Source organism: Streptomyces sp. WMMC1477 (assembly GCF_027460245.1).
In the GTDB taxonomy this organism is placed as follows: Bacteria; Actinomycetota; Actinomycetes; order Streptomycetales; family Streptomycetaceae; genus Streptomyces.
In genome coordinates this window covers 648,849-662,636 of the sequence record NZ_JAPZBD010000003.1, presented here as the reverse complement: position 1 = coordinate 662,636, position 13,788 = coordinate 648,849, and the positions used below count along the sequence as shown (strand labels likewise).

General features: G+C 70.9%; 9 protein-coding genes. 7 read left to right on the top strand and 2 right to left on the bottom strand.

Annotated features, from left to right (window positions below):
• Positions 1 to 13: 13 nt before the first annotated feature.
• Both O7609_RS03310 and O7609_RS03305 read right to left on the bottom strand, forming a co-directional pair.
• Complete coding sequence (locus O7609_RS03310; RefSeq protein ID WP_269733399.1) at positions 14 to 1,690, bottom strand: solute symporter family protein; 1,677 nt, start codon at positions 1,688 to 1,690, stop codon at positions 14 to 16.
• Positions 1,687 to 2,091, bottom strand: a complete 405-nt coding sequence (locus tag O7609_RS03305) for a DUF485 domain-containing protein (RefSeq protein ID WP_269733398.1) — start codon at positions 2,089 to 2,091, stop codon at positions 1,687 to 1,689. Before O7609_RS03305 ends, O7609_RS03310 begins: the two co-directional genes overlap by 4 nt.
• A 240-nt stretch (positions 2,092 to 2,331) precedes the next feature.
• Here O7609_RS03305 and O7609_RS03300 point away from each other — a divergent pair, with 240 nt between their 5' ends.
• The 7 genes from O7609_RS03300 (at position 2,332) to O7609_RS03270 (ending at position 13,781) form a co-directional block, all read left to right on the top strand.
• Entirely contained in the window at positions 2,332 to 3,099 is a 768-nt protein-coding gene (locus O7609_RS03300; protein ID WP_269743056.1) for a DsbA family protein, read from the top strand.
• 431 nt (positions 3,100 to 3,530) lie between these two features.
• Positions 3,531 to 4,751, top strand: a complete 1,221-nt coding sequence (locus tag O7609_RS03295; protein ID WP_269743055.1) for an MFS transporter — start codon at positions 3,531 to 3,533, stop codon at positions 4,749 to 4,751.
• A 276-nt stretch (positions 4,752 to 5,027) separates the two neighbouring features.
• Positions 5,028 to 8,825 (top strand): non-ribosomal peptide synthetase, encoded by a 3,798-nt coding sequence (locus tag O7609_RS03290; RefSeq protein ID WP_269744308.1) that lies wholly within the window; start codon positions 5,028 to 5,030, stop codon positions 8,823 to 8,825.
• Complete coding sequence (locus O7609_RS03285) at positions 8,822 to 10,120, top strand: ATP-binding protein (RefSeq protein WP_269743054.1); 1,299 nt, start codon at positions 8,822 to 8,824, stop codon at positions 10,118 to 10,120. Before O7609_RS03290 ends, O7609_RS03285 begins: the two co-directional genes overlap by 4 nt.
• Positions 10,117 to 11,106 (top strand): peptidase, encoded by a 990-nt coding sequence (locus tag O7609_RS03280; RefSeq protein ID WP_269743053.1) that lies wholly within the window; start codon positions 10,117 to 10,119, stop codon positions 11,104 to 11,106. The genes O7609_RS03285 and O7609_RS03280 overlap by 4 nt, the downstream gene beginning before the upstream one ends.
• 3 nt (positions 11,107 to 11,109) lie before the next feature.
• Positions 11,110 to 12,918, top strand: a complete 1,809-nt coding sequence (gene asnB / locus O7609_RS03275; RefSeq protein WP_269743052.1) for an asparagine synthase (glutamine-hydrolyzing) — start codon at positions 11,110 to 11,112, stop codon at positions 12,916 to 12,918.
• Between the two features lie 32 nt (positions 12,919 to 12,950).
• Complete coding sequence (locus O7609_RS03270; protein ID WP_269743051.1) at positions 12,951 to 13,781, top strand: hypothetical protein; 831 nt, start codon at positions 12,951 to 12,953, stop codon at positions 13,779 to 13,781.
• Positions 13,782 to 13,788 lie beyond the last annotated feature (7 nt).

Sequence of the window (13,788 nt, the reverse complement as noted above, 5' to 3'; positions counted from 1 at the left end):
GGAAACCTTCGGGTCAGTGCTTGGCGGCGGGCTCCGCCCCGGCCCCCGTCAGCGCCCGGACCTGGAGTTCGGCGAACCGGCGGGGGTCGTTCTCGTCGGACATCAGCGTGCCGACCACCGCGCACAGCAGACCCAGCGGGATGGAGACGATGCCGGGGTTGGCCAGCGGGAACCAGGAGAAGTCCGCCCCGGTGACCAGCGCCTTCTCCGAGCCCGAGACGACCGGGGAGAAGATCACCAGCCCCACCGCGCTGATCAGGCCGCCGTAGATGCCGGCCACCGCTCCCTGGGTGTTGAACCGCTTCCAGAACAGGCTGAGCAGCAGCGTGGGCAGGTTCGCGGAGGCCGCGATCGCGAAGGCGAGAGCCACCAGGAAGGCCACGTTGAGGCTCTGCGCGAAGATGGCCAGCACGATCGCCACGGCACCCACGCCGAAGGCCGACCACCGGGCCACCCGGACCTCGTCGGCCTCGGTCGCCTTCCCCTTGCGGAGCACGCTGTTGTAGAAGTCGTGCGCCAGCGACGAGGAGGAGGCGATGGTCAGCCCGGCCACGGTGGAGAGGATGGCGGCGAAGGCCACGGCCGCGATGATGGCGAGCATCACGGCGGCCAGCCCCGAGCCGCCGAAGTGGTCGCCCGCCGCCTCGGCGAGCTGGGGCGCCGCGGTGTTGCCGGCCGCGTTCTGGGCGGTGATGGCCTCCTTGCCGACGAGGGCCGCCGCGCCGAAGCCGAGGACCAGCGTCATCAGGTAGAAGGTGCCGATGAGGCCGATGCCCCAGTTGACGGACTTCCGGGCCGTCTTGGAGTCGGGCACGGTGTAGAAGCGGATGAGGATGTGCGGCAGTCCGGCCGTCCCGAGCACCAGGGCGAGGCCCAGGCTGATCATGTCGAGCTTGTTCCACAGCGTCTGGAGCGCGTCGCCCGGGACCTCGGTGCCGAACCGCAGCCCGGGTTCGAGGAACGCCTGCCCGGAGCCGCTGGCGTCGGCGGCGTCGTTCATGAGCGAGCCGAGGTTGAAGTCGTAGACGGCGAGCACCATCACGGTGAGCAGGAACGCCCCGCCCATGAGCATCCCGGCCTTGATGATCTGCACCCACGTGGTGCCCTTCATCCCGCCGAAGGTGACGTAGACGATCATCAGGATGCCGACGACGACGATGCCCGCGATCTTGGCCGTGTCGGCGTCCATCCCGAGATACGTCTCGCCCGGCTCGATGCCCAGGAGCAGCGCGATGAGGGCGCCCGCCCCGACCATCTGGGCCAGCAGGTAGAAGATCGACACCGTGATCGTGGAGACCGCGGCCGCGGTGCGCACCGGGCGCTGCCGCATCCGGTAGGACAGCACGTCGGCCATCGTGAACCGACCGGAGTTGCGCAGCAGCTCCGCGACGAGGAGCAGCGCCACGAGCCAGGCCACGAGGAAGCCGATGGAGTAGAGGAAACCGTCGTATCCGTACAGGGCGATCATCCCGGCGATGCCGAGGAAGGAGGCGGCGGACATGTAGTCGCTGCCGATGGCGAAGCCGTTCTGCAACCCGGTGAAGCCCCGGCCCCCGGAGTGGAAGTCGGCCGCGGACCGCGTCTGCCGGCTCGCCCTGACCGTGATGCCCAGGGTCACGGCGATCATCGAGAGGAACAGCAGCAGGGTGAGGGCGCGGCTGGAATCACTGACCTCAGCGGCGATGGTCATGCGGGACGCTCCGAATCCTGGGGGACGGGGTGGGCGGCGGAGGCGGCGGCGTCCGGGCCGCCCAGCTCACCGCGCAGGCTGTCGGCCAGGGCGTCGAGCCGCCGGTTCGCGTAGCGGGAGTAGAGGACGGCGATGCCGAAGGTGCTGACGAACTGCAGCACCCCGAAGACCAGGGCCACGTTGACGGTGCCGAACACCACCGTGGACATCACACCGCGGGCGTACGCCGACATCAGCACGTACAGCAGGTACCAGACGAGGAAGGCGACGCTCATCGGGAAGACGAAGACCACCAGCCGCCGCTTCAGCTCGACGAAGCGGGGATCGGTGTGCATCGCCACCGTCCGGTCCTCCTCCGCCGCCTCCGGGGAGCGGGACTGAGGTGGGAGATCTGGGGACATGGACGCCTCCTCGGCACGGGGAATGGGGGGAAGGTAAGCAGCGTCACATCGCGGGGGAAGCCGTACTCCGACACGTGCGGTGAGCGCGCTGGGTGCGCGACAAGCGGTACACCTCCGTGCGACGACCGGTCGGAAAACCACGCCCAGCGGTCGTCAATACGCCCTTGGCCCTCGCCCCTTCGGGCGAAATGCGGCACGCGGCGCGGGCGCGGGGGCGGATGGGTCGTTGGCCCGGATGTGATGAGCGACAACAGGCAGCAGGGACAGCAGGGGCGCACGCCCCGTCAGCGCCCCGCCGTCGCGCGGCTGCGCGAGGAGCGCGAGCGCGAGCAGGCGACCGAGAAGCGCAAGCGCGGGGTGAAGGCCGCCGTGCTGGTCGCGGCCGTCCTCGCCGCGGTCGGCGTGGCCGGCTACGCGGCGACCGGCGGTTCGCCGGAGAAGGGCGACGGACAGGCCGCGGCGCCGATCACGGAGGGCAAGGGGGCGGCACCCGTCACGCTCACGGTGTACGAGGACTTCCGCTGCCCCGGCTGCGCGCAGTTCGAGCAGGCCTTCAAGGACACCGTCCACGAGCTGACGGAGGAGGGGAGGATCCAGGTCGAGTACCACCTGGTGACGATCATCGACGGCAACATGGGCGGGACCGGCTCGACGAAGGCGGCCAACGCCGCCCACTGCGCCGCGGACGCGGGCAGGTTCACCCCGTACCACGACCTCCTCTACACCGAGCAGCCGCCCGAGCAGAAGGACGCCTTCGGCGACGAGGGCCACCTGATCGAGCTGGCCGGGAAGGTCGAGGGCCTGGACACCCCCGCCTTCCGGTCCTGCGTGCGCGAGGGCACCCACGAGGCACGGGTGCGGCGGACCAACGACGCCTTCCTCGGCTCCGAGTACAACGCGACCCCCACCGTCCTGCTGGACGGCGAGAACGTCTACGGCGATCCGAACGCCCCCCTCACCCCGCAGAGCCTGCGCGCCAAGGTGGCCGCCGCGGCGGAGGGCGCCTGACGGACGGCACGCCGGGCCGGGCACGCCGGCCCGGCGGGGTCGAAGCACGTGGCCCGGGCTGCCGCTGCCCGGCTCCCGGGCCGGAAGAATCCGGAAGGTCCGCCACCGCCGCCTTCCTACCGTTGAGTAGATGGGATATCGGAGACATCCCGAAGAAATTCCGGGGGTTTCTTACGGTGGGCAAATAGAGAATTCGAGTGTGACGAGCGTCACTCTGATTTCCCCTGGACAGGAGCGACTCCGTGCAATTGGATGCTCTTGCGAGATCTTGATTTTTGATCTCGGGTGACGGGGGATTCCCGAAATCTTGTGCTGGCAATGGCGCCGAACGAGGGGGGAAGCGCGTCAGGGTTCTGACGCGCGCAGAAGATGATGCGATCAAACAAACGTATTCCGGTTGTGCTCGGCGCGGGCTGCTGGCCTTGCCGAGCATGCTGAGTCGTGCCCTTCCGCCGAGCGGTCCAGCCCGTACCCTCACGGGGATCACCCTGGTTCACACCCTGGGACAGGGCCTCTGGATGGCGCTCCACGCCATCTACGCGACGGTGGTCCTGAACCTCTCGGCCGGGCAGTTCGGCATCGGTGTCGGAGTCGCGGCCGGCGTGGCCCTCGCCGTCAGCACACCCACGGGCCACCTGGCCGACCGGGTGGGGCCGCGGCAGGTGCAGATCTGGTCCTTCCTCGCCCTCGGCCCCCTCACCGCGGCACTGCTCTCCGTGCACGGCTTCGCCCAGTACGTGCTCGTGCTGAGCCTTCAGGCGGTCGCGTACAGCGCCAGCCGCAGCGCCCGCATGGCGATGGTCGCCGGGCTGATCCCGCCTGATCAGCGAGTCTCGGTCCGTGCCTATCTGCGGGCGACCACCAACGTGAGCGTCTCGGCCGGTGCGCTCCTGGCCGGCCTGCTGCTCGTGGTCGACGAGGTGTGGGCCTACAAGCTCGCCGTCGTACTGAACGCGTCGACCTATCTGATCACCGGGCTGCTCACCCTGCTGCTGCCCGCCGTCGCGGCCCAGCCGGCCCGGCCGGGACCCGCGCTGACCGTGCTCCGAGACCGGCCCTACCTGACCTTCGTGGTGCTCGACGGCTTGTTGTTCATGCACAACTTCCTTCTGGACGTCGTGCTGCCGCTGTGGGTCCTCCACCGCACCGATGCTCCGCGCTGGGTGATCGCCGCGATCCTGCTGACCAACACGGTTGCCGTGGTGTTGTTCCAGGTCAGAGCGGCGCGTGGAACCGACGAGCCCTCCGCGGCCGCCCGGGCTTCCCGATCGGCCTCGGTCTGCGTCGCGCTCGCCTGCGTGGTCTTCGCGCTGACGGAGAACGCCTCGTCGACCGTCGCCTGTGTACTGCTGCTCGTCGGCGCCCTCGTACACGTCGTCGGTGAGATCAGGCAGTCGGCCGGGAGCTGGGGGCTGGCCTTCGGTCTGGCACCCGAGCACGCGCAGGGGCAGTACCAGGGCACCCACGCGATGGGTGCCGACCTGGGCAAGATGATCGCTCCCGCCGTGCTGACCTGGCTGGCGATCGAACACGGCACGACGGGATGGATGGTCATGGCGGTCGGGTTCGTGCTCGTCGGCTCCGCGATGCCGCTGGTCGCCGAGTGGGCCCGCCGGAGCGGGGACCGGTCGGCGGAGCCGGTCAAGGTCTGACGGTCCGACCGCGTCCCGTTCCACCGTTCCCGCCGGGCCCGGTTGATTCCGGAACTGAATCCCGTCATTCATTCCCTTGCCAGAACTGATGTGACACTTTTTCGTGATGCGCTAGGCGATCCGGTCCGACTCGGGATTCGGTCGAGTCGACATTTTTTCGGTTGCGACGGCCGACCGCGGCCTGCGCTCCGTTATCAGCGTGCCGGACGCCGATCGAACCGTCGGTAAATCCGGCCTGCGCGCCCGAGGCACAAGAAAGGTATCCCTGTGGACGAAATGCGTTCCGCCGCGCTGCCGACGGACTCCGTTCCGGCCCTGCAATTGCCGCTGCGGGAACCGGGAGGCGTCCAGCCCGCCGACGGCACCGGCCGCCCGGGCGCGGTCGGCGGCCTGGACGGGCTGATACGCCGCGCCGCGTCCGCGCAGCTCACCCTGTCGGACCTGGTCCACGCCGCCTTCACGGTGCTCGTGCACCGCTACAGCGGCCAGGACGAGATCGTCCTGGCCCGAGGGGGAGGAGGCGACGGCGCCCCGTCGCACCGGCCCGTGGCCGTGCGGTCCCACGCGGCCGAGGAACCCACCCTCCTCGAACTGGCCGCCACCCTGGCCATGCGCCACCGGGCGGCCGCGCGCACCGCGGGCTCCGGCCCCCTCGACCTGGGTGCGGGGCTGCGCGTCGGCTCCGTCGAACACGACGGTACCGGGACCCTGCCGGAGGGCTTCGCGCTGCTTCTCGTGGCCCGGCCCACCCGCGACGGTGCCCGGTTCACCCTCCGCTTCGACGAGACGTTGCTCGACGGCGCCCTGGTCGCCCGGATGTCCGCCAACCTGGTGACCCTCCTGCGCGACGCCGACCGGCGCCCCGACACCCCCGTGGCCGAACTCGGGCTGCTCTCGGAAACCGAGCTGCGGCACCTGCTGACCGTGCTGAACGACACCGCGCACCCCTACGACGCGGACACCGTGCTGCACGCCCTCGTGGCGCGGCAGGCGGCACGCACCCCGAACGCCCCGGCCGTCGTCTGGCGGGACACCCGGTTGTCCTACCGTCAGCTCGACGAGCAGGCGAACCGGCTGGCGCGTGCCCTGGGGGCCTGCGGAATCGGGCCGGGCGAGCGTGTCGGGGTCTCCACGGCCCGGACGGACCGCACCGTCGTCCTCCTGCTCGCCGTGCACAAGGCGGGCTGCGCCTACGTGTCGCTCGACCCCGCCTACCCCGCCGACCGGCTCCGCGCGGTCGCCGCCACCGCCGACATGACCGCGGTCGTCCATGACGGCGACAGCGCTCCCGCGTGGCTCTCCGGCACGCCGGGCACCGCGCTCCCCCTGACGACGCTCTGGGAGAAGGCGTCGGCCGAGCGGCCGGAGCCGCCCGAGGTCACCGTCGAACCCACGGCGGCGACCCACCTCATCTACACCTCGGGCTCCACGGGGCTGCCCAAGGGCGTGGTGATCAGCCATCGCAACGTGACCGCCCTGCTCGCCTGGGCCGAGGAGACCTACGCTCCCGCCGAGCTGGCCCGCGTTCTCTTCTCGACCTCGCTCAACTTCGACCTGTCCGTCTTCGAGCTGTGGGCACCGCTGACCCGCGGCGGCTGTGTCGTCGTCGTCGACAACGTCCTCGCGCTCACGGAGGACGCCACGCTGTGCCCCACCCTGATCAACACCGTGCCCAGCGCACTCGGCGTGCTCCTTAAGCGCTCGGCGGTACCGGCCGGCACCCGGGTGCTGAACGTGGCCGGTGAGCCGCTGCCCAGGGAACTCGTGAACGCGGCTTTCGCGGACACGGGCATCGAGCGCCTCTACAACCTGTACGGGCCCTCCGAGGACACCACCTACTCGACCTGGAAGTGCTTCACCGGCCCCACCGGCACCCCGCCCACGATCGGTGTGCCCATCCACAACACGGTGGCCTACCTGCTGGACACCCGCGGCCGGCCGGTGCCGCACGGGGCCTCCGGCGAACTCCACCTGGGCGGCGCCGGTGTGTCGGCGGGCTACATCGGGGACGCCGCACGCACCCGGGCCGTGTTCGTCCCCGCCCCGGCCTGGCTGGACGCGCCCCCGGGAACGCGGCTCTACCGCACCGGTGACCTCGCCCGCTGGACGGAGGACGGCGAGCTGCGCTTCCTGGGCCGCCGGGACAACCAGGTGAAGGTACGAGGGTTCCGGATCGAGCTGGGCGAGATCGAGTCCGTGCTCCGGGAGCTCGTCGGCCTCCGCGACGTCGCCGCCCTCGCCGTGCCCGCCGCCGGTGACACGCGCCTGATCTGTTACGCCGGCCTGGAGGGTGACGCCGTCACCGCTCAGGACCTCGGCCGGCACCTGCGGGCCAAGCTGCCCCTCTACATGCAGCCGGCCAGGATCGTCATCGAGGACCGGCTCCCGCAGCTCCCCAACGGCAAGGTCGACCGCAAGGCGCTCGCCGCCCGCCCCGTCGACTGGGGCCCGGGCTCCGCCGCGTCCCTCAGCTGCGACGACCCCGACCAGGCCGCGGTCGCGGCGGCGTGGTCCGAGCTGCTCGGCCTGCCGTCCATCTCTGCCGAGCTGGACTTCTTCTCCGTCGGCGGCCACTCGCTGCTGGCCAACCTCCTTGCCGCCCGGTTGTCCGACATCGCGGGACAGGCCGTGCGCGTCGCCGAGGTCTACGAGCACCACACCCTCGCGGAGCAGGCCGCGCTGGTGCGCCGCAAACGCGAGGAACGCCCCGCCGCTCCGGAAGGGAGCAGCGCGGCGGCACGGCGGCGCGCCGTCGCCGAGACGCTGCACGTCTCGGCCCGGGGCCACAAAGTCCCCGGCGCCGGCGCCGCCGTGTACCTCGACGGCGCCCTGGAGTTCACTTACCACGGGGTCACGGACACGAGGAGCGACGAGCCCTACGGGCCTGACACCCGGCACCGGGTCACCTGCATCACGAAGCCCATGCTGGCCTTCGTCGCGCTGCGCCTCGTCGACCGCGGGCTGCTCGGCCTCGACCAGCCTCTCGACGAGCTGCTTCCGCGGGCCTTCCGGCGCCGTGAGGGCACGGTGCGGGTGACGCTGCGCCAGCTCCTGTCCCACACCAGCGGCATCGACGACTCCTACGAGGTCTGGCACGACACCGACCTGCCCGACCTGGAGACGTACATCGGCACCCTCGACCGCTACGGACAGCTCTTCGAACCGGGGGAGGTGTTCGCGTACTCGGCGGTGGGCACGTCCATCGTCGCCGCGGTCATCGAGCGGCTCCTGGGAATGCCCTGGCGCCGGGCGGTCAACGAGCTCCTGCTCGCCCCGCTCAGGATCAGGGACATCCCCGAGTCCCTGGTCGAAGGCGGTCACTACCGGGGCACGGTGTGCACCGGGCACCTGTGGAGCGAACAGGCCAAGGGCTATGTGCCGCACGAGCCGCCCCGCCAGACGATCGCCGAGGACGCCCCCGGCTCGTTCTCCGTCTGCCTCACCCTCCGGGAACTGGCACAGATCGCCCTGCTCGCGCTGAACGAAGGCGTCACCCCCGACGGCGAGCGGCTGCTGTCCGCCGAGCTCGCGCGGCAGATGCGCACCCCGCAGATCCCGATCCCCGGACATCACTTCATGCACGCCTGGGGGCTGGGCTGGCTGATGTTCGGGCCGTCGGCCTTCGGCTTCAACTCCAACGGCAGCGGACACCACAACTTCATCCAGATCTTCCCCGAGGAGCGCTCCTTCCTGCTTCTCCTCGCCAACGCCTACCCGACGTTCGGGCTCTACGAGGACCTGCTGCGATCCCTCACGGGCGAGGGGCTGATCCGTACCGGGCTGCCCTTCGAGCTGGAGCTCGACGCCTGCACGGGCACCTACGCGTCCGACGGCCACCGGCTGGAGGTCCGGCGCGGGACGGAACACCTGAGGTACACGTACGCCGAACGCCGACCGGACGGCTCGTGGCTGCGGTTGGACGAGGGCGACCTGGTGCTCTCCGGCGCGGGCGGGTTCACCTCCATGTCCGAGGAGAACGTGCTCGCCGGTTCCATCTCCTTCATCCCCGCACCCGGCACCGACCTCCCCGGCTACGTCCGGATCGGCCAGCGATTCGCGAGGAGGACGCGATGACAGACGAACAGGCCCCCACCGGTACCTCCTCCAGCGGTCCAGGGCACGTGGTCTTCGTGACCTGGAAGGCCGGAAACGCTCCGGCGTTCGAAGCCGCCCGACGACTCGGCCTGCACGTGACCCTCATCCGGTCGCGCCGGATGGAGCAGGCCCAGAACCTCGACCTGGACACCTCGCCGTACGCCCGCCACGTCGACACGGTGTATCTGCTCAAGGACGCCACCGACACCGACGCCCTGCGCGACTGCGTCACCGCGATCCACCGGGAGCGGCCGATCGACGGGTTCGTCGCCACCGTCGACGCGCTCGTCGTCCCGGTGGCCCGGATCGCCGAGGAGATCGGCGTGCCGTTCACCCACGCGCGCGCGGCCGAGACGGCCAAGGACAAGCACCGCTGCCGCGAGACACTCCGGGCGGCGGGCATCGACACCACGCGCCACGCCACCGTGGCCGACGCCGAGGAGGCCGCCGCCTTCGCGTCCCGCACCGGCTACCCCGTCGTCGTCAAACCCGTCAGGGGCTCGGGCAGCGAGGGAGCCCACGTCGTCCGGGACGAGCCACACCTTCGGGAGGTGGTCGCCCAGGCGGTGGGCGAGGCGCCGTACGCGGACGGCGTCCTCGTCGAGGAGTATCTGACGGGGCGCTTCCTCTCCGCCGAGATCGGCCTCGCCCAGGACAGGTTCCTGCGGCTGGCCGTGAGCGAACGCTCCACCTGGCACCGGCACGAGGCACTGGAGACCGGGACCACCATCCCGGCCGGGATCAGCGCCGCCGAGCACCAGCGGGTCATGGAGTTCGCGGAGTCCGTGGTGACGGCGCTGGGGCTGCGGCTGGGCGTCTTCCACATCGAGGTCATGCTCGGCGCCGACGGCGTGCCCCGGCTCATCGAGGTCAACCCGCGCCTCATGGGGTCCTGCCTGCCGAACCTCTTCCGCCTGGCCGGCGGCGGCGACATCTTCGAACTCCTCGTCCGCGTCCACCTGGGCCAGGCGGTCGAAGCCGCCCCCGCCCGGTTCACGCACTACGCGACGGTCCGCTGGTTCGGGGCCGCGGAGCTGACCCCCAAACCCGAGCGCATACCACCCGACCCGGGCGGCACCGCCGAGTACGGCGACAGCGTGCACTCCTTCACACTCCGGTTCCCCGAAGGCGACATGCTGCTGCCCTGCCGGGGCAACCTGGGCAACTTCGGTGAGGTGCAGGTCGTGCACACCGACCGCGCGACGTCCATCCGCATCGCCGAGGAGATCGTCTGCCGCGCGGCAGAGCGGCTCGGTATCGAGGTGACCCGATGACCCGCGAGGCCGTCTTCTACGAGCAGACCCGCCGGCAACTGGCCCGGCTGGGCCTGCCGGACGCCGACCCGCCGGCCACCACGGGCGTCTCCGGCCAGTCCTTCCCGGACGGCGGCCACTTCCGGGTCGAGGTGCCGACCGTCAACTCGCTGCACGCTGCCGAGACGCTCCTCGCCGAGAGCCGCCGCCGCGGCTTCACCATCAACCGGATCACCGAGACCCGTGGCATGTACCGGCACACCGCCAGGGAGATCGCCGCCTACACAGCCCTGGGAACGGAGTACGGCTCCGAGATCCTCATGTCGGTGGGACCCCGGGCGGGCTACGACATCGGCGCCGGGGTCCAGACACCTGAGGGCATGCGGATCGGCTACCGCCTGCGTGGCCAGGAGCAGCTCATCCGTGCCATCGAGGACGTCAAACGGGGCATCGAGCTGGGCGTGCGCGGTTTCGTCGTCTACGACGAGGGGCTGCTCTGGGCGCTCGGACGGCTCCGCGCCGAGGGCGACCTGCCGGCCGGTATCCACCTGAAGGTCTCCGCCCACTGCGGGCAGGGCAACCCCGCCGCCGCGCGGCTGCTGGAGACCCTCGGAGCCGACAGTTTCAACCCCGTACGCGACCTCACCCTCCCCATGATCGCGGCGCTGCGCCAGGCGGTGTCGATCCCCCTGGACTGCCACGTGGACAACCCCCGATCGTCCGGAGGGTTCATCCGCACCTACGAGGCGTCGGACATCGTCCGCGTCGCCGCGCCCGTCTACCTCAAGACCGGCAACAGCGCGCTGGACGGCCACGGCACCAGCCCCTCGTCGGCCCAGCTCGACGACATCCTGCGGCAGGTCGAGATCGTCGTCGAGTTCCTGGGCCGTCACTACCCCGCCGCCCGGCAGAGCCCAACGGCCCGGCAGGGCGCCACCGACGACCACGCGCCCACCGAACGCCTGCTGGAACCGGCCGGTGCGGGCACCCGCACGGAAGGGGCGTGAACCATGTGCCGGATCTACGGTTCCTTCGGCGGCCCGACCCCCGGGCCCGAGGTCCTGGAACGCGTCGCGGACGCGATGCGGCCGGGCGGGCCGGACGCGCAGTCGCTCCGGCGCGGCGACGGCTGGTCCCTCGGCACCAACCGCCTCGCCATCCAGGGCGTCGACCACGGCGAGCAGCCCTTCGAACGCGGCGCGCTGTCCTGTGTCTTCAACGGCGAGATCTACAACCACCGGCGGCTGCGTGCCGAACTCTCCGCCCAGGGCTACGCCTTCGAGGGGGACTGCGACGGTGACGTCCTGCTGCCGCTGTACGAGCTGTACGGCGAGGCGTTCGTCTCCCGGCTGGAGGGCATGTACGCGATCGCCGTCGCCGACCGCCGAGGGGAGCCGTCCCTGCGGCTCTTCACCGACCACGCGGGCATGAAGTCGCTGTACTACTACATCTCCGCCGACGGGCAACGCCTGTGCTTCGCCTCCGAACTGCGGGCGCTCAGCCGCTTCCCCGACTTCCCCGCCGAGCTGGACCCGCTCGCCGTCGACCGCTATCTGGGGGGCAAGGCGGTGTGGGGCCCCGCAACCGCGCACACCCGGGTGCGCACCCTCGAACCGGGCTCCGTCCTCCGCTTCACCGGCGGCACACCGTCGGTCTCCCACACCACGCTGGCCCCCGCGGAGCCGGACTGGCCGGAAGGGCACCCCACGGTCGCGGCGGCCGGGGCGATGCTCGACGCGCTGCTGGGCGAGGAGATGGACCGCATGCTGGACGCGGACGTCCCGGTGTGCGTCATCACCAGCGGTGGCCTGGACTCCAGCTACACCACCGCGCTGGCCGCACGCCGGGTGCCCGACGTGGCCTCGTTCAACATCGCCTACCGCGGCGACTGGCCCGCCGACGAACGGCACTTCGCCGCCGAGGTCGCCCGGCACTGCGGCAGCCGGCACCACCAGGTGCTCCTCGATCCGGCCGACTTCCCCGGCCTCGTCGAACGGTTCGTCCGCCACCTCGACCAGCCCAACAACGCCCCGCACAGCCTCAGCACGTTCGCCCTGTTCGAGGCCGTCCACGAAGCGGGCTTCAAGGTGGCGCTGACCGGTGACGGAGCGGACGAGCTCTTCGCCGGGTACGGCCGCTTCGTCAAAGCCGACCGGGACGGCTCCGCCTCCTGGCACCGCGCCTACCAGTCGACCATGGCCGCCGTGCCCACCGCGGGCCTGGAGCGGCTGTACACCGCGGACTACCTGGCGCACGTGCGCGCCGCCGGGGGCTACTTCGCGGACCGCAGCGGCGACGCGCTCGCCGCGCGGGTGCGCCGGGCGGAGCAAAGCAAGCTGGAGACGCTGCTGCGTTACGACCAGTCGGAACGCTTCCCCTACTACATCCTGCGACGCGTCGACCACCTGAGCATGGCCCACTCCGTCGAGGCCCGCATCCCCTTCCTCCAGCCGTCCGTGATGCGGCTGGCCCACGCCTTGCCCGCCTCCGTCAAGGTCGCCGGGGACACGGTGAAGGCGCCCGTCGCCGAGGCGGCCCGCCGCTGGGTGCCGGCCTCCGTCGTCAACCGTCCCAAACAGCCCTTCACCCTGCCCGTCGCCGCCATGATCAAGCCGGGCGAGGCGCTGTACGACATGGTCGGCGACTCCCTCCTGGCCCGGGGCGCCCGCTGCCGCGACTACATCCGGCAGGACACCGTCCGCGACCTCTTCCGCCTGCTGACCGAAAGCCCGGGGGCGTACCCGGCCGAGACGCTGTGGTCGCTGCTGGTGCTGGAGACCTGGCTCTCCGCGCACCACGCAGGCCCGCGTACCCCCTGACGCCCTCTCAACCACCACCACCGGAGACACGCATGACGACAGCGCACGACGACACGCCCGCCATCACCTCACTCCTGGCCAACGTCACCAAGGAGGACATACGCCGGGACCCGTTCCCGCACATCGTCGTCCGTGACGCGCTGCCCCGGGAGCTGTACGACGCGCTGGCGAAGTCGATGCCGACCGCCGAGTACATCGGGGAGAAGGTCGGCAAGCCGATCACCTCGAACGAGCGCTACAACTACATGTCCGAACTGATCCTCGGAGACGCGACGATGAGCCGCGTCTGGAAGGACTTCGTCACCTACCACGCCTCACCGGCCTTCTACGCGCAGTTCCTCGACCTCTTCCGGGAGGACCTGCTGGCCAACCTGCCGAAGACCGAGGAGCGGACCGGCCCGCTTTGCGACCTGCGGGTCGGTCGCCGCCACCGGGACGACTTCCAGTCGCACGACATCCTGCTGGACTGCACGGCCGTCATCAACTCGGCCGTGACCGGCAAGCCCTCCTCCTACCGGGGCCCGCACGTCGACAAGCCGTACAAGCTCTACGGCGGCCTGTTCTACATGCGGCTGCCCGAGGACGACACCCCCGGCGGCGACCTCGTCCTGTACCGGTACCGGACCGAGGCGCACACGTTCTACACCAGCGCCTCCGAGTACGGCGACCAGCGCTTCGACATCGACCCCGAGTACGTCGAGGAGGTGACCACGATCCCCTACGAGAGCAACACCCTGGTGATGTACCCCATCAACCGGTTCGCTCTCCACGGTGTCTCGGTGCGCGGGCTCACCCACCACCAGCGTCGCTTCGTCGCGCTCGTGGGCGACCTCGAACACCACCTCTTCGACCTCGCGCTCTGAAGGAGGA

What these genes read in the sequence shown, in the direction of transcription:
- O7609_RS03305 (WP_269733398.1), bottom strand. Translation starts at nt 2,091, where the DNA reads ATGTCCCCAGATCTCCCACCTCAGTCCCGCTCCCCGGAGGCGGCGGAG.
- O7609_RS03310 (WP_269733399.1), bottom strand. Translation starts at nt 1,690, where the DNA reads ATGACCATCGCCGCTGAGGTCAGTGATTCCAGCCGCGCCCTCACCCTG.
- asnB (WP_269743052.1), top strand. Translation starts at nt 11,110, where the DNA reads ATGTGCCGGATCTACGGTTCCTTCGGCGGCCCGACCCCCGGGCCCGAG.
- O7609_RS03285 (WP_269743054.1), top strand. Translation starts at nt 8,822, where the DNA reads ATGACAGACGAACAGGCCCCCACCGGTACCTCCTCCAGCGGTCCAGGG.
- O7609_RS03295 (WP_269743055.1), top strand. Translation starts at nt 3,531, where the DNA reads ATGCTGAGTCGTGCCCTTCCGCCGAGCGGTCCAGCCCGTACCCTCACG.
- O7609_RS03290 (WP_269744308.1), top strand. Translation starts at nt 5,028, where the DNA reads ATGCGTTCCGCCGCGCTGCCGACGGACTCCGTTCCGGCCCTGCAATTG.
- O7609_RS03280 (WP_269743053.1), top strand. Translation starts at nt 10,117, where the DNA reads ATGACCCGCGAGGCCGTCTTCTACGAGCAGACCCGCCGGCAACTGGCC.
- O7609_RS03270 (WP_269743051.1), top strand. Translation starts at nt 12,951, where the DNA reads ATGACGACAGCGCACGACGACACGCCCGCCATCACCTCACTCCTGGCC.
- O7609_RS03300 (WP_269743056.1), top strand. Translation starts at nt 2,332, where the DNA reads ATGAGCGACAACAGGCAGCAGGGACAGCAGGGGCGCACGCCCCGTCAG.